The sequence below is a fragment of the Acidobacteriota bacterium genome, assembly GCA_016713675.1.
GTDB lineage: Bacteria > Acidobacteriota > Blastocatellia > Pyrinomonadales > Pyrinomonadaceae > OLB17.
In genome coordinates this window covers 2,774,586-2,797,432 of record JADJOS010000001.1, presented here as the reverse complement: position 1 = coordinate 2,797,432, position 22,847 = coordinate 2,774,586, and the positions used below count along the sequence as shown (strand labels likewise).

At 52.2% G+C, this 22,847-nt stretch carries 21 protein-coding genes, 1 tRNA gene and 1 pseudogene; 11 read left to right on the top strand and 12 right to left on the bottom strand.

Features of this window, described 5'->3' with window-relative positions:
• Positions 1 to 3 precede the first annotated feature (3 nt).
• The 10 genes and pseudogenes from IPK01_12870 (at position 4) to IPK01_12825 (ending at position 10,420) form a co-directional block, all read left to right on the top strand.
• Positions 4 to 3,348: a carboxypeptidase regulatory-like domain-containing protein gene (locus IPK01_12870; GenBank protein ID MBK7934351.1), complete on the top strand. Its 3,345-nt coding sequence runs from the start codon at positions 4 to 6 to the stop codon at positions 3,346 to 3,348.
• 62 nt (positions 3,349 to 3,410) lie between these two features.
• Positions 3,411 to 4,208: an alpha/beta hydrolase gene (locus IPK01_12865; GenBank protein MBK7934350.1), complete on the top strand. Its 798-nt coding sequence runs from the start codon at positions 3,411 to 3,413 to the stop codon at positions 4,206 to 4,208.
• On the top strand, positions 4,205 to 5,194 hold the full coding sequence (locus tag IPK01_12860) for a ketoacyl-ACP synthase III (protein ID MBK7934349.1): 990 nt from the start codon (positions 4,205 to 4,207) through the stop codon (positions 5,192 to 5,194). The genes IPK01_12865 and IPK01_12860 overlap by 4 nt, the downstream gene beginning before the upstream one ends.
• 10 nt (positions 5,195 to 5,204) lie before the next feature.
• Positions 5,205 to 6,833 carry a long-chain fatty acid--CoA ligase gene (locus IPK01_12855; protein MBK7934348.1) on the top strand — a complete coding sequence of 543 codons (1,629 nt, stop codon included), beginning with the start codon at positions 5,205 to 5,207 and terminating at the stop codon, positions 6,831 to 6,833.
• Entirely contained in the window at positions 6,817 to 7,686 is an 870-nt protein-coding gene (locus IPK01_12850; protein ID MBK7934347.1) for an alpha/beta fold hydrolase, read from the top strand. The genes IPK01_12855 and IPK01_12850 overlap by 17 nt, the downstream gene beginning before the upstream one ends.
• A 5-nt stretch (positions 7,687 to 7,691) precedes the next feature.
• Entirely contained in the window at positions 7,692 to 8,090 is a 399-nt protein-coding gene (locus IPK01_12845; protein MBK7934346.1) for a MaoC family dehydratase, read from the top strand.
• Positions 8,091 to 8,093: 3 nt separating this feature from the next.
• Positions 8,094 to 8,870 (top strand): MFS transporter, encoded by a 777-nt coding sequence (locus tag IPK01_12840; GenBank protein MBK7934345.1) that lies wholly within the window; start codon positions 8,094 to 8,096, stop codon positions 8,868 to 8,870.
• Positions 8,870 to 9,028, top strand: coding sequence for a hypothetical protein (locus IPK01_12835; protein ID MBK7934344.1), 159 nt, complete (start codon positions 8,870 to 8,872; stop codon positions 9,026 to 9,028). Before IPK01_12840 ends, IPK01_12835 begins: the two co-directional genes overlap by 1 nt.
• On the top strand, positions 8,971 to 9,330 hold the full coding sequence (locus IPK01_12830) for a hypothetical protein (GenBank protein MBK7934343.1): 360 nt from the start codon (positions 8,971 to 8,973) through the stop codon (positions 9,328 to 9,330). The genes IPK01_12835 and IPK01_12830 overlap by 58 nt, the downstream gene beginning before the upstream one ends.
• A gap of 65 nt (positions 9,331 to 9,395) precedes the next feature.
• Positions 9,396 to 10,420 (top strand): annotated as a pseudogene (locus IPK01_12825) (SIS domain-containing protein).
• On the opposite strand, the gene IPK01_12820 reads toward IPK01_12825, so the two are convergent.
• From IPK01_12820 to IPK01_12805, 4 genes are all read right to left on the bottom strand, one after another.
• Positions 10,421 to 11,734 carry a protein kinase gene (locus IPK01_12820; protein MBK7934342.1) on the bottom strand — a complete coding sequence of 438 codons (1,314 nt, stop codon included), beginning with the start codon at positions 11,732 to 11,734 and terminating at the stop codon, positions 10,421 to 10,423.
• Between the two features lie 42 nt (positions 11,735 to 11,776).
• Entirely contained in the window at positions 11,777 to 12,295 is a 519-nt protein-coding gene (locus tag IPK01_12815; GenBank protein MBK7934341.1) for a DUF4190 domain-containing protein, read from the bottom strand.
• A gap of 21 nt (positions 12,296 to 12,316) precedes the next feature.
• Positions 12,317 to 13,321, bottom strand: a complete 1,005-nt coding sequence (locus IPK01_12810) for a hypothetical protein (GenBank protein ID MBK7934340.1) — start codon at positions 13,319 to 13,321, stop codon at positions 12,317 to 12,319.
• Between the two features lie 118 nt (positions 13,322 to 13,439).
• Positions 13,440 to 15,059, bottom strand: a complete 1,620-nt coding sequence (locus IPK01_12805) for a protein kinase (GenBank protein ID MBK7934339.1) — start codon at positions 15,057 to 15,059, stop codon at positions 13,440 to 13,442.
• A 115-nt stretch (positions 15,060 to 15,174) separates the two neighbouring features.
• On the opposite strand from IPK01_12805, the gene IPK01_12800 reads away from it, so the two are divergent.
• A tRNA-Lys gene (locus IPK01_12800) sits at positions 15,175 to 15,250 on the top strand.
• Between the two features lie 72 nt (positions 15,251 to 15,322).
• Here IPK01_12800 and IPK01_12795 read toward each other — a convergent pair.
• The 8 genes from IPK01_12795 to IPK01_12760 all read right to left on the bottom strand — a co-directional run bounded on the left by IPK01_12795 (position 15,323) and on the right by IPK01_12760 (position 22,846).
• Positions 15,323 to 16,927, bottom strand: a complete 1,605-nt coding sequence (locus IPK01_12795; GenBank protein ID MBK7934338.1) for a PrsW family intramembrane metalloprotease — start codon at positions 16,925 to 16,927, stop codon at positions 15,323 to 15,325.
• A 78-nt stretch (positions 16,928 to 17,005) separates the two neighbouring features.
• Positions 17,006 to 19,090, bottom strand: a complete 2,085-nt coding sequence (locus IPK01_12790) for a VCBS repeat-containing protein (protein ID MBK7934337.1) — start codon at positions 19,088 to 19,090, stop codon at positions 17,006 to 17,008.
• Positions 19,091 to 19,224: 134 nt separating this feature from the next.
• Positions 19,225 to 19,860 carry a hypothetical protein gene (locus IPK01_12785; GenBank protein MBK7934336.1) on the bottom strand — a complete coding sequence of 212 codons (636 nt, stop codon included), beginning with the start codon at positions 19,858 to 19,860 and terminating at the stop codon, positions 19,225 to 19,227.
• Positions 19,861 to 19,928: 68 nt separating this feature from the next.
• The gene (locus IPK01_12780; GenBank protein ID MBK7934335.1) at positions 19,929 to 20,948 is read right to left on the bottom strand and encodes a polyprenyl synthetase family protein; all 1,020 of its coding nucleotides are present in this window, start codon (positions 20,946 to 20,948) and stop codon (positions 19,929 to 19,931) included.
• Positions 20,949 to 20,982: 34 nt separating this feature from the next.
• The gene (locus IPK01_12775; protein ID MBK7934334.1) at positions 20,983 to 21,207 is read right to left on the bottom strand and encodes a type II toxin-antitoxin system HicA family toxin; all 225 of its coding nucleotides are present in this window, start codon (positions 21,205 to 21,207) and stop codon (positions 20,983 to 20,985) included.
• Complete coding sequence (locus tag IPK01_12770; GenBank protein ID MBK7934333.1) at positions 21,204 to 21,419, bottom strand: type II toxin-antitoxin system HicB family antitoxin; 216 nt, start codon at positions 21,417 to 21,419, stop codon at positions 21,204 to 21,206. The genes IPK01_12775 and IPK01_12770 overlap by 4 nt, the downstream gene beginning before the upstream one ends.
• A 2-nt stretch (positions 21,420 to 21,421) precedes the next feature.
• Positions 21,422 to 21,919: a YajQ family cyclic di-GMP-binding protein gene (locus IPK01_12765; protein MBK7934332.1), complete on the bottom strand. Its 498-nt coding sequence runs from the start codon at positions 21,917 to 21,919 to the stop codon at positions 21,422 to 21,424.
• A gap of 129 nt (positions 21,920 to 22,048) precedes the next feature.
• Positions 22,049 to 22,846 carry a TatD family hydrolase gene (locus tag IPK01_12760; protein MBK7934331.1) on the bottom strand — a complete coding sequence of 266 codons (798 nt, stop codon included), beginning with the start codon at positions 22,844 to 22,846 and terminating at the stop codon, positions 22,049 to 22,051.
• Position 22,847 lies beyond the last annotated feature (1 nt).

Sequence of the window (22,847 nt, the reverse complement as noted above, 5' to 3'; positions counted from 1 at the left end):
AGTATGTTTAAAAGCAGGTTATTGGCAAGCGGGATCATTATGTTGTTCTGTGCATTAATGGCATTTAGCCAGGGCACCACGGGACAACTTAGCGGAACGGTTACCGACCCGAACGGTGCGGTAATAGCCGGAGCAGCGGTCAAGGTAACTAACACCGGGACGAACACTTCGCGAGAAACGACGACCAACGGCGACGGGTCGTGGTCAGTTTCCCTTCTACCGCCGGGTAACTATTCTGTCGATGTAAAGGCCAACGGGTTTGGCAGCTATACATCGACAGCGGTCGTCACATTGGCGCAAACGACGATCATTGATTCGCAGCTTTCGGTCTCACAGAATATCAACGTCGTAAACGTGGATGCTCCGGCCTTGCAGGTGGAGACATCTACGAGCGGGAGGACAGTCTCTGGTGAGACGATTCGCCAGCTACCGCTGCCGACACGCAATTTTCAACAGCTGTTGACACTTTCGCCGGGAGCCCAGACCGGCGTGACGAACAGTACAGACCTGGGCCGCGGCGACGCGACCATCACGGTCAACGGCCAACGCACTACAAGCAACAGCGTCAAGATAAACGGTATCGATGCCAACTCTATCGGTACCAACTCGACACCGAACATCGCGGTCCCTGCTACGGACAGCCTCCAGGAATTCATCGTCCAGACCTCGATGTACGATGCTTCGTCAGGCCGAAATGCGGGCGGAAACGTTGAAGCCATTACCAAGAGCGGCACCAACGATCGGCACGGCAGTGCATATTACTTTCTGAGAAACAAAGCCCTAAACGCCAACGAGCCATTCATCAAAGCACGCGGCATAGAACGTCCGGTCGCGACACGAAATCAGTGGGGCGGCACACTCGGCGGTGCCGTCGTCAAGGACCGCGTCTTCCTGTTCGGTTCGTATCAGGGCACGCAGGAACGCAACGGCGTTTCGCTGGTCAACAGCCTGACCTCGCCGATCGTACCAGCCGGCCTGACGGACACGAACCGCAGCGCAGTGGCACTTGCCGCAACATTCGGAATACCGGTCGCGAATATATCGCCTCAGGCGGTGAACATCCTAAATGCACAGCTTCCGGGCGGCGGATTCGCCATACCTTCTTCGGGCGTTGCGAACGCTGCTAATCCGTTTGCCACGGTGACCGTGCCTCAGTCAGGCGTGTCCACATTCAAGGAAAATCAATTCAATGCGAACGCCGATTTTGTGCTGACCAACAAGCATAACATCTCAGCTAAGTTCTTTTTTGCGGACAATCCGACATTTCAGGCGAATTACAATTTCGCGGGCCTCGGAAACGGTGAACGGCAGTTGATCGGCTTCGGCGGCGATCTGACGATCAAACAGAAGCTGTATTCGATCACGGACAATTACGTCTTTTCGCCGAATATTGTTAATCAGGCAAGGTTCGGATTCAGCCGATTGCGGGTGACCAGCGTTCCTGAAGAGCCATTTACGGCAGCGGGGCTCGGCATCACAAGCCCGCTCGCCGGCACATTTCCGGGAGCCCCTACTATCCGTGTCTTGGGGCTGGATTCGGCATTCTTCTTTGGCTCGGGAACATTGGCAGACCAGTCTTCGCGTATTAACGCTTACACGGCAGGCGACACACTCTCGATCACCAGGGGCAATCACCGCATTAAGATCGGAGGCGAATATCGAGCCTCGACCGTGAAATTTTACTTCAATGCATTTTCACGCGGTCAGCTGCTGTTTGCCAGCTTCCGTGACTTTTTAACGGGCGGGAGTTTGAGTTTTGCGACGCTCACCAACGGTCTTTCACTGATCGGCTCCGGGATTTTCGACCGCTCGTTCCGTGTTAAGGACTCAAGTGGGTTTATCCAGGATGACTTCAAGATCAGTAGCCGGCTGACCGTGAACATGGGCATCAGATACGACTTTTTTGGCCTGCCGGTCGACACAAACGGCCGTCTGGTCAATCTGATCGTCGATCAGATCCGCAATGGCACAGCCGCCGCTCCCGTGCTGCCGCCAAACGGCCTGGTTCAGGCAGAAGGCGGAACTCTTGCAGGTGTGCCGACAGTCGAAAAAACTCTTGTCCCGGTGGACAAGAATAATTTTTCGCCGCGAGTCGGCGTTGCGTACATGCTTGATGAGAAGCTAAACCTCGTTATGCGTGGCGGATATGGGATCTATTACGATCGTATCTCGACAAGATACGCAAATACACAGCTTTTCAATTATCCGTATTTCTCGCTTCCCGTCTCGGTGGTTTCGCCGATCGTATTTCCGGGACTGAGAACCTTCGGAAATCCGTTCTTTCCGGTTCCGCCGCCATCGCAGTTCCCCCTGAACGGTGCAAATCCCTCGCCGACCGGTGCTGCGATAAGCGGAGTTTTTGTCGATCCGAATCTGCGGACGCCGTATATTCAGCAGTACAACTTTGGTTTTCAGATGCAGTTTGCAAAGAACTATGTCGTCGATGTCGGCTATGTAGGAAACAAAGGCTCAAAGCTCTTGCAGATCATCACGCTAAATCAACCGGTATACAATCGAGCGACGAACACGTTCTCGAATCCGCTCGGAGCCAATTTCTCAGCAAATAAGAATGTGACCGGCGGGATCCAGCAGGTGCAGACCACGTCGCGTTCGCATTATGATTCGCTACAGGTTTCACTTAGCCGAAGGTTCAGCAACGGTGCTCAATTCCTTGCGGCTTACACATTCGGCAAGTCGATAGACTATTACTCGGGAGCCGCTCTCAACGAGCTTGCAAACGTTCCGGGCGATCAGTTGAATTGGCGAACAAACCGCGGCCGCAGCGACTTTAACCGCGAACAGCGATTTGTCATCAGCGGTGTTTATGACCTGCCAAACTTCAAGAATTCCAGCCGATTCGTACGTGCATTGTTTGGAAATTGGGAAGTCGCAGGCATTGCGGTCATCCAGACCGGGCTTCCCTTCTCGGTCGAGAATACCAACGGCACGTCGATCGTCAGCAGAGCGAACCGCAATCCGGCCTTTACAGGTAACAGCCTTTATACGACCGGCGACCTTAACACGCGTTTGGGGCAGTATTTCAACACGGCGGCGTTTGCTGCGTCAACACTCGGCACCCCCACGTTCGATCCGGATGCACCATTCGGAAATACCACTCGAAACATGCTTACCGGACCCGGACAGAAGAACGTCGATCTTTCATTCATCAAGTTCATTCCGTTTTCCGAGCGTTTTCGCGGCGAGCTCAGGGCTGAGATGTTCAACGTGTTCAATTGGGTCAACTACGCTAACCCAAACAACAACATCATCGGTGCTAATTTCGGCCGCATCGAGCGTGCAGCGACCGGGCCGCGTGTTATCCAGCTTGCATTTAAGATGAGCTTCTAACCTTGGCGGCGGCGGACAATAACGTTCGCCGCCGTTTTTGCTTCGTCAAATAAGGGGCAGAAATGAAAGTAGATGTTAGCGGCGCACAAATATACTGTGAGTCGGCCGGCGAGGGTGAAGCTGTCGTACTCGTGCCGGGATTTGCATCGGGCATGTGGAGTTGGGCGTGGCAGACAAATGCCCTCGCCGAGTATTTCCGCGTGATCACATTCGATCCGCGTGGGCTCTCCGGATCGACCGACGATGGTTCACGACCACTCTCGATCGAGTTCATCGCAGACGACGTGGCGGCTGTGCTTGACGCCCTGGAGATAGACAAGGCGCATATACTCGGATTGTCGTTCGGCGGATTTGTCGCACAGGAATTCACACTTAAATATCCTGATCGAGTGAAAAAGCTAGTACTGGCGTCGACGAGTTTCGGCGGTGTGAATCACGTTTCGTCTTCGCAAAAGGTCCTGACGGCGTTCTCGTCGACCGAAGGCCTGAATTCGGGCGATCGCATCAGGCAGTATCTCACTGTCTCGTTTTCGCCGGATTTTGCAGTTTCGGACCCTGAAACGGTTGAGGAATTTTGCCGCTTACGCGAGGAGAATTTCGTACCTGAAGATGTCTATCTCGGCCAGCTTCGTTCTGCATTTGCATTTGACGCCGAATCACGTTTGCCGCAGATCGAGGCCGAGACATTGGTAGTAACGGGCGATGTCGATACGATCGTTCCAATGCAGAATTCGCAAAATCTGGCCGCAGCAATACCGAATGCCGAACTTGTTGTTATCGAAGGCGGCAGCCATATGGCGTTTGTTTCGCAGGCCGACAAATTTAACGCGATCGTGCGGGACTTCTTAAAAAGATCATGAGAGACGCGAGAATCATAGGAACGGGCGTGTACGTGCCGGAAAAGGTGCTGACCAACGCCGATCTGAGTGTGATGCTCGGGCAGGACATCGACGAATTTGTAACAAATATCGTCGGCATTCGCGAGCGGCATATCGCCGCGGACGACGAAAGTACGGCGGACCTTGCGACAAACGCCGCGTTTGCCGCTCTTGCCGACGCCGGGATCGATGCTTCGGAGCTTGATCTGATACTGCTCGCGACCGACACACCCGAATACGTTTCGCCGGCGACGTCTGTCGTTATACAGGAGCGTATCGGCGCCGTGAACGCCGGGACGTTTGACATAAACTGTGCGTGTGCAGGGTTTGTTACCACGCTTGATACGGCGTACAAATACATCATCGCAGACCGAAGTTATAAGAATGTGCTCGTGATCGGATGCTACGCGATGAGCAAATTCATCGACTGGAAAGACAAAAAGACCTCGACGCTCTTTGCCGACGGAGCCGGAGCGATGGTTTTACGTGCGGTCGAGGGAGAAGAGCATTTTCTGGCTTCAAAGCTCGTCGCCGACGGCAGCTATCACGATTTTATGGGCATTTTTGCCGGCGGGACAAAAAACCCGATCACGCAGGCTGTTCTAGACGGCGGCAATTTCAATCATTTGCGTTTTGCCAAGAAATATCCGGCAGAGGTCAACATCTATGGCTGGCCGAAGATCGTTGACGAGGTTCTGGAAAAGGCGGATATGACGCGCTCGGACGTTGACCTATATCTCTGGACGCAGGTCAATTTGTCCACGATTAAGCTCGTGATGGAAAATATGGAGATCCCGTACGAGAAGACGCATACGATAATGTATAAATGGGGATATACAGGTTCGGCGTGTATTCCGATGGTCTTTCACGACGCGTTGGCCGCCCGCAAACTGAAACGCGGCGACACGGTTGTTCTATGCGCTTCAGGCGGCGGCCTCAATATGGCGTGTTTGGCGATGAAGTATTAGTATTTTCTAAATGCAGTTCCCTAATATTTACAGCCTGTTCCGTGCCCAATGCGAAAAATACCGCGAGCGGGACGTGTTCTACACACGCGACGGCGACGGCTGGTCGGCACAGACCTGGGGCGAATTTGAGGACAAGGTTCACGATCTAGCTTGTGCATTGCTAGCCAAAGGCCTGACGGAAGGTGCGAGTGTCGCGATCCTTGCCGGAAATGTGCCGGAATGGACGATCTGCGACATAGCCGCCATCGCTGCCGGCGGCGTCGGGGTCGGGATCTATCCGACGAGTTCGGCGGAACAAGCTCATTTCATCATCAACCATTCGGACGCTGAGTTTGTTGTGGTTGACACGGTCGAGCAGCTTCGCAAGCTTGACGGCGTTGGTATGCCAAAGGTTCGAGAGGTGTTCCTGATCGAGTCCGTCGATGATATTGATACACTCCCTACCGGTCGCGTTTCCGCCTTTTATTTGACGCTCGCATTAGGACGGTCAAAACGCGAAGAATTCATGCCTCGTGTCGAAGAGTTGGGTTTTGGCGCGACGAGCGTTGACACGGCGATCATGGTCTACACCTCGGGCACGACCGGCGAGCCGAAAGGGGCGATGTTGTCGCATAAGTATGTGTTGAACAGCGTCGAGTCGCTGCGGCGGTCGGTGCCTATATTTGAGACGGACGTTGCTCTTTCTTATTTGCCTGGATGCCATGTGGCGGAGCGAATATCGGGCATTTACAACAGGCTTTACAGTGGAACGGCAGCTTATTTTGTGGACGATCTGAGCAAACTGTATGCGTACATGTTTGAGGTCAAGCCGACTGTGTTCGCTTCCCTACCGAGATTCTTCGAAAAGATCCATGCAAAGGTCGCAGCCGATCCTGAGGCCGGAAAGGAAGCATTGAAAGCCGCGTTCGGCGGCAATGTCCGGCTACTGACTTCGGGCGGAGCACCGCTGCCGCTGGAGATCGCGGACTTTTATGCACGACACGAACTGCCGATATTGCAGGCGTACGGGCTAACGGAAAATATATGCGTCGCATTCAACACCGTCGACGAACACAAATTCGGAACCGTCGGCAAACCGATGCCGATGTGCGAGGTTCGGATCGCAGAGGATGGTGAGATACTGGTCCGAAGCGACATGATGTTTTCGGGTTACTTTAAGGAGCCTGAAAAGACGGCGGAGATGTTCGACGCCGACGGCTGGCTGGAAACCGGCGATCTCGGCGAGCTCGATGAAGACGGATTTCTTAAGATCACAGGCCGAAAAAAGGAGATCATTGTTCTCTCGAATGGCAAGAATGTGGCCCCGGCACTCATCGAGAATTTCGTCAAGGAATCGCACCTGATCAGCCATTGTTTCCTATTTGGCGACGGACGAAGCTATTGTGTGGCATTGATAACGATCAATGTGAACGAGGCTGCGTCGATGTGCCGTGAACAGATCGAAGGGCTCGTTGATCAAGCAGTTGCAGCCGCAAATGCGCGTGTTTCGAGCTCGGAACAGATCAAGCAGTTCGTTATACTCGACAGCGACTTCTCTGCCGAGCGTGACGAGATCACACCGACAATGAAATTAAAGCGAAACGTCATCGCGGCTAACCACAAAGATCTTTTGGAGAAGATGTATGAGAAACAGAACTAATTTTATCGGAATAGCATTTGTCCTCTTAGCGTTTTCAACGGCCGCTTTTTCGCAAGCATTGCCGGACAAATCAGTTATCGTTTTCGGTGCGAAGATCAATTATATCGAGACTGGCGATGCGACAAAGCCGACGGTGATCTTCCTTCACGGCCTCGGCGGCAGCGTGGCCAATTGGCAGACGAATACGGCAGCATTTGCCCAAAACTATCGTGTGATCGCGATCGATCAGGTCGGTTTCGGCAAGTCGGACAAGCCTAGTCTGAAGTACCGTGTCGGAACTTTTGTCGATTTTCTCGACAAATTTATGAGTGAACTGAAGATCGAAAAGGCCTCGCTGGTCGGTAATTCGATGGGCGGCTGGGTCGCCGCGATGATGGCGATAAAATATCCGAATCGCGTCGAAAAGATCGTGCTGGCAGATGCCGCAGGCATAGTTCCTGCGAACTTTTCGAACGAGCAGATCTACCAGTTGAACAATTCGACCCGCGACGAGATCCGGGGAAATATGAAGCTAATATTCGCAAATCCTATGCTGCAGAACAACGAAGCTCTCGTCGATACGTTTATGACTGCACGCGTCATGGCGGGCGACGGCGGCACGATTAACAGCATCATCGAATCCATAAAGCGAAAAGAGGATTTTCTAAACGACCGCCTCGGCGAGATCAAAAAGCCGACACTGATCATATGGGGCAAGCAGGACGGCCTTTTGCCGGTCGCGGATGCGACGACATTCAAAAATGGCATCGCAGGATCGGAACTTGTGATATTCGACCAATGCGGGCATGTGCCGCAATTTGAAAAAGCAGCGGACTTTAATAAGGCAGTGTTGGAATTTCTGGGGAGGAAGTAATTTTTATGGAATTGAAAATAGGTGATCAATTTTCGACCTCACGTGAGGTTACGGACGAGGTGATACGAAAATTTGCCGAGGTCTCGGGCGATTTTAATCCGATACATCTTGATGATGAGTTTGCGAAAACGACGCGTTTCGGCAAGCGGATCGCTCACGGTATGCTGAGTGGGGCTTTTATCTCGGCCGTACTAGGCAATGAGTTTCGTGAGCGAAAGATCGTGTATCTTTCGCAGACGATGAAGTTTGTCGCACCTGTGTTCATTGGCGATATCGTTACGGCAACGGGGACGATCACGAATATTCGCGAAGACAAGAATATCGTCACGCTAGAGACGATCTGCTCAAATCAAAACGGCGAAATGCTGGTCAAAGGCGAAGCAGCGGTGATGATACTTCCCTAGTAAATGACAGAACAAGCCGAAAAAACTCCGCTATATTCCTGGTATGCATTGGCCCTGCTAATGGTGATCTACGTGTTGAATTTTCTCGACAGGACGATCATCTACATCCTGTTTCCATTGATAAAAAAGGAGATGGAGTTCAGCGACACGCAACTCGCGTTACTTGGGACAACGTCGTTTGTGATCTTTTACACGATTCTCGGCATTCCATTCGGACGTATCGCGGACCGAGGTTCGCGGAGCAAGATAATTGCGATCGGAGTAATAGTTTGGAGTTTGTTCTCGGGCCTGACAGCGTTTGCGAATGATTTCTGGACGTTGTTTGCTTGCCGGTTGATGGTCGGCGTCGGCGAAGCGACTCTAGGACCGGCGGCGATATCGCTGCTCGCTGACTATTTCCCGCCGGCACGTCGTGCGACAGTAACGAGCATTTACTCGATGGGCATCGCTATCGGCGCAGGAATGGCGGCTTTGCTCGGCGGCAGTTTAAGCCAATTCGGCTGGCGTACTGCATTTATGCTGATCGGATTTCCGGGAATAGTGTTCGGCATGCTGGCATTCGTGCTGAAGGAGCCGTCACGAACCATCGCGGCCGCAAACGACGTCAATTACTCGCCGACCGATTGGAAACGGCTGCTCAAAACCCGATCTTCATTCTCCTTTGTCTTGGTTACTCTCTGTTCGGCCTCGCGACAAACAGTATCTCTATCTGGGGAGCCGTATTCATCTCGCGAGTGCATACGATCGATATTCCTACCTACGGCTTCTGGGCAGGAGTGATGACACTCGCGGCCGGCATTCCGGCGACACTCTTTGCTGGTGCGTTGGCTGACTGGTTCAAAGCAAAAGGGTTTGGGCGAATGGCATTCGGGACTTTGCTTTGTCTGATCTCAGTTCCGCTCTGGATCGCGGTCCTTTTTCGGGCAATTTCTACGTAATCGTTCCGGCGGGCTTTTTGTTGCTGTTTACGGGCCTCGGTTGGGTCGGTGCGGCGGCGGCAGATGTCACAGAGATCGCCGGCGTCAATCTTCGCGGGCTCGGGATCGCGATGTTCTTCTTCGCGGTCAATGTCGGCTCGTATCTGATCGGCTCCAATGTGATCGGCATTCTAAGCGACAGATTCGGCTCTACCGCCGAGCCCAAGATGCTCAGCTATGCGCTTCTCGTATGTCCGGCGGCATGTCTCCTCGGTGCAATACTGCTATTCGCGGGAAACCGAAAAATGAAGGCTGTAGCCTGACCGATATCAGCCATTGTTATCAACTTTTCTCGAACGCCAAACGAATGTTATGATTTACCAATAATATGTCGTTAATGCTGCAAGAGATCGCCGAACAACCCGAAGTTTTGGAGCGGACCATTTGCTCAGAACGCGATAAGGTTGGACGCCTCAGCGGCTTTTTGCGAAGCCGAGATGTTGATCTTATCGTGATCGTCGCCCGCGGCAGTTCGGATAATGCATCGTTATTTGGTCGATATCTACTCGAAGTCACGACCGGAATTCCCGTTTCTCTTTCAGCTCCGTCGGTAATAACGCTTTACAATGCAAAATTGGATCTGAGCAGAGCTCTTGTCGTCGGAGTGTCGCAATCGGGCGAAGGCACGGACATCAACGCCGTACTCGAATCAGCAAAGGCGTCCGGAGCATTCACGCTCGGCATCACGAACGAGGCCGATTCGACAATGGCACAAATCACTGACGAAACGCTGCTCATTCACGCCGGACGCGAACTCAGCGTCGCCGCGACAAAGACATACACGGGGCAAATGCTGCATTTTTACATGCTCGCGGCGGCATTGGCGGACAATGGACTCGAGTTTGAAAAGATCCCCTCTTACGCCGCAAATGCTCTGGAATTGCTTCCAAATGTGCGAGATATGGTCGATCGATACACATTCATGGAAAACTGTGTGGTTGTCGGTCGCGGCATGAATTACGGCAATTCGTACGAGTTGGCTCTCAAGTTAATGGAAACATGCTATGTCGTTGCCGAGCGGTTTTCGTCGGCTGATTTTTTCCACGGGCCGCTTGCGATCGTCGAACGGCGTTTTCCAGTGATAATGTTTGGCCCGGCAGGAGTTACGAAAAAAGCAGCGTCGATCTGCTTGAAGAGCTTCGCGACCTGAAAGCAGATTGCCTATCTATCACAAATGACGAAGATATCGCGGCTCTTTCGCCGCATAGCCTGCGTATGCCCGCTATGGACGAATTTCTGACGCCGATTCCGTTTATAGTTCCGGCTCAGCTCTTTGCCGCACTTCTCTCTGAGGCAAAAGGCATCGATCCGGATGCCCCGCGATCGCTCACAAAAGTAACTAAGACACTCTAATTAATTATATTCGGAGGCTGCTCGAAGCAATGCCTCTCGCATTGCTCCGGCGTTATTCCAGCGGAGTTCTACCTGCTTGGCAAGTGCAGTCTCGATAACAGCGGCGACCTTTAGAGGGATATCGGGGATACGCTGCGTGAGAGGAACTATCGGCTTTTCAAAGATCGCTTTAACCGTCTCGGAAATACCGGCTTTGGGGCCGATATCGAGAGCATGAGCAGCCGTTATAAGGCTGTAGGCAGTCATTCCAAGCGCGTAAATATCGGACGGCGGACGAACCTCCTTAAAATCACGAACCTGTTCGGGCGGCATGTATGCGATCGTTCCCGCAACGTCACCGACCATCGTGACGCCGCTCATACCGGTCTGTTTATAGCTCTTTGAGAGGCCAAAATCCGTAAGTTTCGCAGTCGAATTGGGATAAGTTCCCTCGATCAGGATGTTCTGTTCCTTGATGTCGCGATGGACGAAACCGAGGTTGTGGGCGAATTCTAAGGCCGCGAGCGTCTGCTCGATTATCCTCACGGCCTCACGCCAATGCAGGCGGCCGCCCTGGTGCTTGGCGAGCCGTGAGGCGTCCATCCCGCTGATAAATTCGGTGACAAGATAGACAATGCCATTGTGCGTACCGTGCTCGATATAGCTGACGATGTTCGGATGGCGAAGCGACGATGCGACCTCGATCTCTCGAAGAAATCGCTTGAGCGACTGTTCGCTCACCGCGACCTCGGGCAATAAGGTCTTGATCGCAACTGCACGTCCATCCTTTTCCGAGCGGCCTAGCATGACGCTACCCATCCCGCCTTGGCCGATGATACGGATCATCTGATAGTTCGGTATCGGCTGCGGATTTTGACGAAGCTTTTCGCGGCAATCGTCGCAGACGAACGTCATATTCGCGTCGGCGTTCGATGCTTCAACGCTAGCCGGCACACCGCAATTGAGACACGAAACCGAGACGAGGGACGGATGTGTATGCCCGAATGTGTCGGGAGTGCCGCCCATTTCATCAAGATCTGCGAGCACTTCCACCTCGAGGACCGTTTCGCCGCCCTGTATGCGGTCGCCGCTCTTCAAGTGAGCCGTATCGACACGCAGACCGTTTACGAACGTTCCGTTTGTCGACCCCAGATCTCGAAGAAATGCCTGCGGAGGAGCGATCTCAATGAGACAATGATGGCGAGAGAAGAAGCGATCCTGCGGCAGACAGAACTGTGAATCTTCGCTCCGCCCGATCATGAATGTATCGTGCTGATCAAATGTGAACGATCGTCCGGTTTGCGGCCCCGCTACGACATTTAGGCTAACACGCATTATTAAAAGCTAATTGATTCTCACAAAGGGCATGCCCTAAGTCTACATATTTCCTAAAATACTCAGGAATATTGCTGCACCGTATAGTATTACCACAAGAACAACGATAGCGATGTAAACGAGTCCGGTGACAATACCGCCGATCGCGAGGCCGCGGCCTCCGTTCGCCTGAGGGTCTTTCTTGATCTGGGACAAGGCAATAAATCCAGTGATCAACGCCGCCGGCGAAAGTAGGACCCCAATGTAGCAGCACCAACCGATCGTAATGCTGCCGATCCCAAGACACAGTGAAACGATCGCGAGCGTCTGGTTCGGCGACATCGACATCGGATATTGTCCCATCATCTGCTGCCCCTGATAAACGGCGGGCGGCGGTGCGGACGGCTGCTGCCAACTGACGGGATTTGTGACCCGAGCCTCATTCATTATCACGGTCGGGGGCGGATCGTCTCGATAGGCACCGGGCTGAGGAGCCATCTGCAGCAATAACTCGCCGTCCTCGAGACAAAAGTTAAGGTTCTCGTCAGTGTAGGTTTTGCTACATCTTGGGCATTGCTTCATAAGTTATCCTGCCGCTAACCGCTATTTTCTGATCTCGAGGTTCTTGAATCCGACCTTTACCTTGTCGCCCGAATAAAGCCCAACAACACCGCCGGCATACCCGTAAACGTTCTTGATCGAGGTCACGAGTGTCCCATTGATATAAAGGTCGATCTTGTCTTTTGAAATGTCGCGAACCTCCAGTACATTCTCCTGGCTGCCTTCCTTGATAGCGTCAGACTTTGTCCAGCTAACAACATTTTTCTCATCGCCGGGGACGTGATTTACGACGTGGTATTTCTTTGTTTTCGTGTTTATCAGAAAAGCGTACCCCTGCTGCAGAGGTGTCGGGTTGCTGTGGAATACGAGTCCATAACCGAGACTCGAGTCTGCCGCATCGACGTTTCGCACTGTTACTGAGATATCCGCATTTTCGCTCTTAAAATCACTGTCATCCGGAGCAGCGAGAACGTAATAGAATTTCTTCTGCTTAGATGTGAGCATCAATTCTCCGTTGGTGTATTCCGAGTCGGCATAAAGCGAATTGGGGTTCAGCCATTTTTCAATGTCAACCTTTTTCACATTTGTACGGGTCGATGTCGACGTGGAATTAGTTGGCGGATTCTTGTCGCCAAATGTTGGTGATGGCGATGTCTTTGCGTTGTTCGTGTTCGTCGTAGAGTTCGAAGTCTTGTCAGCTTGAGAGCCAATGTAGATAAGAGCCCCGAGCCCGCCGCCGCCGCAGACCAAAACCAATACACCAAGAATCAACAACACCCATATCCAGGTCTTCGACGACTTTGCCGGCGGCTGCATCGAATATGGCTGAGGGGCAGTGTTCCAGCCCGGCTGTTGAGGTTGCTGGGCTTGCTGGCCCGGAAAGGAACCTGGGGCCGATTGACTCGGCGAGGTTACTCTGGGCTGATTTAACAGCACCGTTTCAGGCATCGCGTCGCCGCCAGCCTGTGTCAAAACAGTGCCGTCATCGAGACAAAAGTTCAGATTCTGGTCGGTATATGTCTTTTGACATTTGGGGCAAATTTTCATCTTCGTTGTCCTCAGTTAAATTTCGAAACGCAATTCAGATTGCCGATATTATACGCATTTATCGACGCGAACGCGACTTTTTCGGGCACAAATTATTTCCAAGTCGAAATTTCGCAGATCAGAGCGAAATTCCGCACTTTCCGCAGAATTTTATGTGTGCGGGATAATCACTGCCGCAGCGCCGGCAAAGGCGTTCGGCCTGCGTGGGGCTTGACGGCTGAAACTGTGAGGTAAAGCCCACCGCAGGCCGCGAGGCAGGTATCATTGCAGGTGTAATATTGAGGCCGCAGCGTCCGCAGAATCGCGAAAATTCAGGCAAACGGGCTGAACATCGCGGACACGGAAAGCTCGACTGTGTATCGCCCGGGCTAACGATAATGAACGATCCGCCGCCGCATCTTCCGCAAAATTTGACACCGTCGGCGAATCGGGAATTACAGTTCGAGCACGCAACAATTGCGGGCATCAGACTCGATGCCGGCGATCCGCTACTGCTCCCCTGGGATGAGGACGGCTGACTCGACGAACCATGAAGCGTCCTCAATTGAGCTTGTATGACCTGTTCGTTGCCGCCCGCCTGAATCTCGATCAACCGTTCGTCATCACGCTCACCGGCCTTTGACACCCTCAGAATATGCTGTCCGACGGGTATGTCGGACAATACCACGCGGCCCGAGCTTCCAACGCTCGCCTTTCGCTCGTCGTTGACATAGACCTCCGAGCCATTAGGAGCCATCACAACCAGACGCGAACCTCCGGATCGCTTGTTTTCGCTTATGTCATCGGCAGCTTCTTCTAGTTCGGCGATCCATTCTGCCACCGTATCGGGGCGATCTTTCGGGTCGATCTCAAGCGAACGCATTACAATTCGATCGACATCGGCCGGCACATCGGATCGGAGTGACGAAAGCGGTGCCGGCTTATGCATGATCTTCTGCATAACAAGCTGCATAAGATCGCCTGTGAACGGCGTTTTGCCGCCGAGCATAAGGTAAGCGATAGTACCGAGAGCGTAAAGATCCGCACGCTTATCTACTCCGACCTCGGGCTGCATTTGTTCGGGTGACATGAATTCGGGCGTGCCAATGATACCGCGTGACGATGGCGTCGCGTTTGACGTAGCGTCAGTAACGGTTTGATTCACGATCTTTGCGAGGCCAAAGTCCCCGACCTTTACAAAACCGTCGCCACCCTTACCCTTTTGCATGATGAAAATATTGGCGGGCTTGAGATCGCGGTGGAGGATATTGAGGTCGTGTGCAGCATCAACGCCGTCAGCGATCTGCCGAAGCAACCTGACTGCTCGCTTTACCGGCAAAGTTCCCTCGCGGCGGAGTAGCTTGTGCAGCGTCTCGCCCTCGACGTATTCCATCACAAGGTAGAAAATGCCCTCCGGGGTTTCCCCAAAGTCACTGACGCTCACTGTATTCGGATGCTGGATCGACGCGGCGGCCTGAGCCTCGCGTTCGAACCGTGCGATCGCTTCGCCTTCCTGCAGGTCCTCGCTGCTCAACAGATCCTGACGAACGGTCTTGACGGCAAGCTTTTTTGTTGCGAACTTTGTGTCCTTTGCGAGATAGACCTGTCCCATCGCACCGCGGCCGAGCCGGCTCTCGAGCAGGTAACGCCCGGCCAGGACCTGGCTTCCGGGCAAAGAGTGCTTTGTCGCCGTTTGATCGCCTGGACAGGCCAGTATCTCGTCAGGGTAACAAAGCTCACATTTCGGACATTCTCTCATCTCGATAATTATACTGAATGCTGACGCATAATTAACCAAATGAGAACGCGTGATTCTAATAAAAGTTGCGAATTTTGGACTTTGAAATAGTTTTTGCTATACTTTCGTTTGCTCTGGGTCGTTAGCTCAGTTGGTAGAGCAACGGACTCTTAATCCGTGGGTCGCAGGTTCAATCCCTGCACGGCCTACCAGTTCAAATAGAAATGAGGTTGCCACTTTGGTAACCTCATTTTTATTATGTGAATTCGACCGATCAAGTTAGCTCAAACCTGATCACGCCATTTTAGAACTTCTTCCCGCAGTATCGGGTTTTGCTGGAAGCTGCCGGTCTGTCCGTGAGCGGCCGTCGCCCGCTGAATATGCCAATAGCTCAGGCCAAGTTTTCCGACGGCGCGCAGGTAACGGCTTCGGGCCTTGTATTTGCCCGAAAACAGTCCGCTTATCAGCCAACCCGAACTCTTGAACGCCGAAGTTGCCGTAGTCGCGAGTTCTTGCGAAATGAGCCCGCGGGCTATATCGATCGCTAGCATTTCGGTCAGGATCTTATTCTGCCGCCGCATAATATTGATCGAAAATCCAACAAAGAAACAAAACAGCGGTATCTGTAATACGGCGTAACAAATAAGGAATGAGCAAAGTCCGACAATGCCGGGCTGGCCAAGCTGTGAGCAGACGCCTATGCCGAATTTGTCGAATAGATCCGCACTGTAACCGGCAAGGCCGTTCCACGTCGCATGCAGTCCAACTGCGACGCAATATCCTAAGAACGGAGCCACGACCTTGACCCAAGTTTTATGCGATTCGCGGGCTATGCCGCAGCCTATGCCGGTCATCGCGGTAAACGTCACATGCGCAAATGGCGAGAGTATCCCGCGAAGCAAAAATGTAATAACAAGTGCGACCGGGCCGCCCTGGCCGAGTGCCCGGCCGTAATAGAGAACATTCTCGACCGTGGCAAAACCCAAGGCGATCACTCCCGCGAAAACGATCCCATCGAGAATATCGTCGAAATACTTGCGGAAAAAGATCAGCAGGATCAACACACCGAGGCCCTTTGAACCTTCTTCAAAAATGGGTGCCGACATTACACTTCCAACCGCTTCACCTGCTTCGGGCGAATATATGATACTGGCCGCGGTGCCGAGCACAGTGTTAATGACGAACGACACCACTACGGCAACGAGAGCTCCCCAAGCAAATGCAAGAGCGAGCAGCCAAAGAGGTTCAGGATCGTAGCGGTCGAGCCAGATCAGTGGGATCACATAAATGGCTGCCGGTATGAACGCAATGAAAGTAGCAATTACAGCCGGCACAACGCCGACCGTAACAAACATCAGCAATGCGACGATCGCCATCAGGAACGTGATCACAACAAGTGTGATACCGATGCCAATATATTTTCCCGTTTTGTCAGGTTCGGGTTTGACCGCGGTGGCACCGAGTCCAAAATTGGCAAGCGAAGATTGAATACTTACAGGTTCGCTGCGGGCGAGCTGATTGAATTGTTCGATCTGGGCCTGACGGAACTCTTCTTTCGGCATGGCAACCTGCGTCAAGACCTCGCCGTCAATTGCGACATTTGCCGTCACGCCGTTCTTACCAAACTGGATCAGATCGCCATTGGTTAGCTTAGCTGTTGTTACGGAATTGCCGTTCAAAAATGTACCATTGGTACTCTGGTTGTCAGTGACGTAAAAACCGTCGGCTTTTGTTTCTATGAACGCGTGCTGCTTTGAGGCGATCCTCTCCGAAAGAGGATCAAATCGAATGCTGCAGGTTTCTGCTCGTCCGACCGAAAGAAAACCGCTTTCGAGCTCGAATCTTTGCCCGGAGAGAGATCCGCCGTTTATCGTCAGATGCAATTTCATACTGCAATAATAGAAACAAAAAGCCCAAAGTCAAGCTGTTTGCTCAACTTCGGGCATTAAGGTCAATTTCAGTTGATATTACGGTTGGATCGATGCGGGTATCGGAGCGTCGCCGCCCGAGCCAAAAACACGAACGCTAAAGCTTCCGTTGGTGCTGTTCAACCGATACCAGGCATTTGAGCTTGGCCTGAATACAGCAATGTCTGCCTTTCCGTCTCCATCATAATCAGCCGGGACAGGGATATCTTCGGCAATTCCGAACCGAACGACCGCAAACGAATTGCTCGAACCGGATTTAAGATAATACCAGTTCCCTTCACTTGGACGGTACACCGCTATGTCCGATCTGCCGTCGCCGTCGAAATCGGTCGATACAGGGCGATCGGTAGGCAAACCGAACGGCGTGATCAGTGCCGAGCCGTTCGAGCTTTGTTTAATGTACCAAACACCCGTCGATGGCCTATAGATCGCAAGATCTGCTTTACCGTCGCCGTCATAGTCGCCGGTGAATGCCTTGTCGGTGCTTAAGCCCCAGCCCTCAATGCGAATGCCTGCGGTGCTTTGCTGAATGTACCAAACGCCGGTTGACGGCCTGAATACAGCCACGTCCGTCTTGCCATCACCATCGTAATCTCCGGGAACGGGAATATCAGTACTAATGCCAAAATTTACCGCAAGGAAGTTTCCGGGATTGCTGCTTCGGCGGATCCACCACGTTCCTGTCGACGGACGGAAGATAGCCATATCAGCTCGTCCGTCACCATCATAATCGCCCGGAGTGAGTTTGTCCGTAGCAAAACCAAAATTGGTCTGCGACGCCGACGAATTTGAACTATTCTCGATGTTCCACATTCCGGTTGCCGGCGTGAATGCAGAAAAATCGGTCTTCTTATCGCCGTCAAAATCGGCAATATTGTTTTTCGACGTTATATCGATGACATAGAGCCCGGTTGAAAGGTCGCCAAGAAGCACTTTGTTTTCGCCGAGAAACGGAAACACAGCCCAGTTACCGTTGTACCCGGCGATCTGCTGGCCGTTACGCAAATTTGTGCCGCACATCATGTCGGCCCGATCAATATTCGAATTCGCTTGTTGGACCTCACGGAGATCTTCCTCAGTAAACTGAGCAGGCCACGTATCATAACGCCCCGCTAATACCGGATCGGATGGATCGGTTATGTCAAAGACCAACGTGCCTGCCTGATACCATGCAACATACAGCTTGTTTCCCATCACGACTGGATTATGAGGCGTCACCGCAACGATGCCGAGGTCGTTCATTGAAACCCGTTTCACCAAAAATGCGGATCCCGGATTCGTAACGTCAAATACGCGAATATCGCCGGGATTTGCCGAAGCACTATCACCGATCTCCCGTGCACTATAGAGGTAGTTCCCGTCTTCGCTTGTCCACGCACTGTGATTTGAATTGAATCCGACTGCGACTGAACCAAGAAGTACAGGTGCTTGCGAAGCCAATGTCGACATATCGTAAATATCAACTCGCGTGCTGCTTACGAATCCGGACAAAAACAAACGATTGCCACGGATGTGCATCGCGTGAACCCAACCGCCGTCGCTGGATTGAAAACTCCATTTCAAGACGGCAGCCGCAGGGTTGGTAACATTGATGATCCTCAAGTCGCGGGCTGTTCCGGTGCCGGTCGAATTTGAATTCTCCAGCAGATAACGCTGTCCGCCCTGGTCGAACACCATCATTTCATGGATGGTGTTATGCCCGCCGCCGTTGGTCGAATTTACGATCCCGAGCAGCTGTGGGCTCGCGGGATTGGTCAGATCGACGATATGAACGCCGCCCGTGTTACCTGTTCCGAAATAACCGCGGTTTCCAATCACGATCGCCTCAAGAAACTGTAAGTTAGCTCCCGGATTGTACCAAGACGCTAGCACAGGGGCGTCAGGATTTGAAATGTTAAAAATAAACACTCCGCGGCAATTATAGCTTCCCATTACGGCTATATTTCCGTCCGCGTAAATATCAGCGAATTTCAAAGCTGATGTGGTCGCACAAGCCGGCTGGATCTGGGCCCGCAGCCGCATCGGCAATTGGGCATCGGCCTGAGCAGCAAACGCGGACAAGGCAATAATGCCGGCGGCGAGCGCAAAAGGTATGCGGCACGCTCGTAGAAATGTTTGAATCATTAGTGTCTCCGGAAACAGATTTAATCGCGAGAAAATCAATCTATATAGATAGACCTTTTTGATCTGAATTGCAAGTGAAAGGCCCGATATTCGAAAAACAAATATCGGGCTAAGTGTCCATTTTCAAAAACCTTTTAGGCAATATACCGACTTTGACCGACATCCCGCATATCCAGGTCAAAAGTACCGGGATCGACCTTTCGAAAGCGCTTATTTCGACTAAGTGAAACAGCCACTGAGATCGTAGGATTATTACCCTTGAATTTCATCCCGCCGGAAATCAGCAGATTATACAATTCATTGACGTGGAGCGGTCGGCCGGCTTCGCGAAGAAGCAACGTGCAAGCCTGCGTAATGGTGCGGTCGCTGAATCGCGAGCTGAGCGGCTCCATGTTGGTCGAACGCGAAGGAACGCTGCGGTGTTGGCTGAGATAGGCGACAGTTCCGTGGCTGCGGGCACTTTCGCGGTTGATCGGCGAAGGCCGTTCGAAAGACGGCTGCGGCCTGTCGGTCGATTGGCTGATCTCGTACTCGTCGTCGATCCGCATAGTACTTGGTGACGACCGGCGGCTTCCCGAACGCATCGTTACCAACAGGCTGTCGATCGCCTGTTCCGTCTGCGATGCACTTTTTTCGAGGGCATCGATCTCTTCACGAAGCAATTCGACCTCGTTCTCAGCTTCGCGCAGACGGCCCATCAGGCGGTTTTGAGCGTTGCGTGTTTGTCGAAGGCTCTGTTCGAGCGTTCCTATAAGATTTTCGTCTAACATATTGAAAACAGACGCTTTATGTGTTTGGTATTACGGCTGGATTTGCCTTTTGAACCATCGGTCGGAAACTACGCTTTTCGCTGGATGACGAACTCGGGTATCTCCTCTAAAGCAGAACGATACTCTGTTTCCGGCAAAACATCAAGACTTTTTCTTGCGAGGCGGGCAAAATTGTTTGCCTCCTCCGTGATCGAGTCAATGATACCGTCGTTTCGAAGGCGATCCATAATTGTTTCACGCGGAAAACTCGTGTAATCGCCGTCGAACATGATCTTTTCGAAAACCGCCTTCAACGATTTGTCGGATTGGACTAGCTTTATCAATGGAAGCGTTAATTTGCCTTCTAAAAGGTCAACGCCGGCGGCCTTGCCGAGGCTTTCGCCGTCGGACGTGAGATCGAGAATATCATCGGCAAGTTGGAACGCGATGCCGAGATTCAGCCCGTAATCGCGCATAGCATTTTGCACCTCAAGAGTCGCTCCGCCCAAGATCGCACCGATCTCGCAGCACGCCGAGAACAGGAACGCCGTCTTTCGCCGCAAAATGTCAAAATAATCGTCAACCGTAATATCAAGCCGAGCGATCATCGTCATCTGGATGAGCTCGCCCTCGGTCATCTTTCGCGTTAGACGCGTCAAGATATCCAATATCTCAAGGGAACGCTCTCTGAGGGCCGTCTCAAACGCCGACATGTACAGCCAATCGCCCATAAGAACGGCGGTTTGATTGCCAAATCTCGCGTTTATCGAAGCCCGATTTCGCCGCACGTCGGCGTTGTCAATAATGTCGTCATGCACCAGCGTCGCCGTATGCAGCATCTCCATCACGGTCGCCAGCCGAATAACATTGTCCGCCGAGCCTTCGCCGCCGACGCCATAATTCGTCAAAACCAACAACGCCGGCCGCACACGCTTCCCGCCCGAAGCCCGCAGATAATCGCCCAGGTAATTGATTACCTGAATATTAGACCGAGCCTGCCGCTCAAACTCCGCCTCAACAAGCGCTAGTTCTTCGCCCACCAGACCGAATATCTTGCGCGCAGTGGCATTTGGGAGCAATTCTTTTTTTGATGTGGCGAATGTTTGCACAGGTGCTAATTTAACGGCGAAGTAAGCGATCGATCTACAGATCAGATTCAATGTCGCTCCAGGTCAGCTCACAATCTTTCAATATCTTATAAAACAGACCTTTGCCAATCGATTCGTTTGAGTGAATTGGAATCACTGTTGACCGCCCATCGGCATGTCTCACGAAGTGATGGCTGCCTTCGATTCTAATTACCTCGAAACCTCGCTTCCGAAGAATTTTTAGGAGTCGTTTCCCATCGATTGTCGGAACGTTTGTCATACTTCAACCGACATTCGTTGAAATCCGACAAATCTCGGCGTAGGAGTCTGAAGTTTTTCAACCTCCAGACAAAGTTCGATCGCTTCTTTAATACGAACCATTAACTCGTCAAGCGAGCGAGCCTGCGTGTGGCAGCCATGAAGTTCGGGAACAGATGCGACCAACATGCCGTCCTCATCTTCCTCAATGAGAATATTAAAATCTCTAGTCATAGCTAGTTACTCCTAAAATTATCAAACGTCATATCGATGCCAAAATCGTGGGCCTTTAGCTTTGCGATGACATCCTGGAGCGTATCGCGGTCTTTGCCTGAGACTCGGACGGTTTCGCCCTGGATCGAGGGTTGGACCTTGAATTTGTTGTCTTTGATGTAGCGAACGACCTCTTTGGCCTTTTCGATCGGGATTCCCTGCTGAACCTTGACGAGCTGTCGAACGGTGCCGCCGGCGGCGGCCTCAATGGTCTGATAATCGAGAGCCTTGAGCGAGATGCCTCGTTTGAGAAGTTTGCTTTGGAGGATGTCGTTCATGTTGCGAAGACGCGTTTCGTCCTCGGCAGTCATGATGAGATCCTTGTCCTTTAGTTCGACCGCCGCCTTGCTGCCCTTAAAATCGAACCGCTGCGAGATCTCTTTCGAGGTCTGATTCAAAGCGTTATTCAGCTCCGCGTAGTCTGTTTTCGAGACGATATCAAATGTATTTTCTTTTGCCATGATCTTATGTTCTTTGGTTTCCAAGGTGTCCCATTTTTCGACACTCAGCGCGCGCAATGGAAAAACCGATGTATTTTATATGCCCTACTCTTTAATTCTAACCGATTTTGGTTCGATCGCACCCATTTTCTAAGCGGTTATTCCGTCAAGTCGGAAGATATTCATGAAATTCGAAGTGGTTGCCTCCGCGAGTTCGTTGACATCGATCGAGTAAAATCCCGCAAGAAAATTGGCAGTGTGAACCACATAGCTCGGCTCGTTGCGCTTGCCGCGAAATGGAACCGGCGTGAGGAACGGACAATCGGTCTCGATCAGCAAACGGTCGAGCGGCACAACTCTGGCGGCGTCACGAAGATTTTCGGCCTTTTTGAACGTGACGTTTCCGGCAAACGATATCAGAAACCCGATCTTCATCAGCGCCTCGGCCATCGACGCGGTGCCGCCAAAGCAATGCATGATCCCGCGAAACCCATTATACGAGCATTCTTGGGTCAGGATCTCAACGGTCTCGTCGTCCGCATCGCGGCTGTGAATGATAATCGGCAGATCAAGTTCCCTCGCCGTCCGGATCTGGCGTCGAAAGACATCACGCTGCACATCGCGAGGGCTATGGTCATAGTAATAATCAAGTCCGATCTCGCCCCACGCGATCACTTTTTTACTGGATCTTACGAGTTCAACGAGGTGGTTTTCAGCTTTGTCGTCATACAGCTTCGCATCATGCGGATGAACGCCGACCGACGCGTAGACATCATCATATTTCTCTGCAACCGCCACCGCCCGCCGAAAATCGTCCGAGTGAGGATCGCCAGTCCCGATGTTCAGCATCGCGGCCACGCCATGAGCACGAGCACGCTCAACAACTTCGTCGCGATCCGCATCAAACTGCTCGCCGTCTATGTGACAGTGGGAATCTATTAGGTTCATT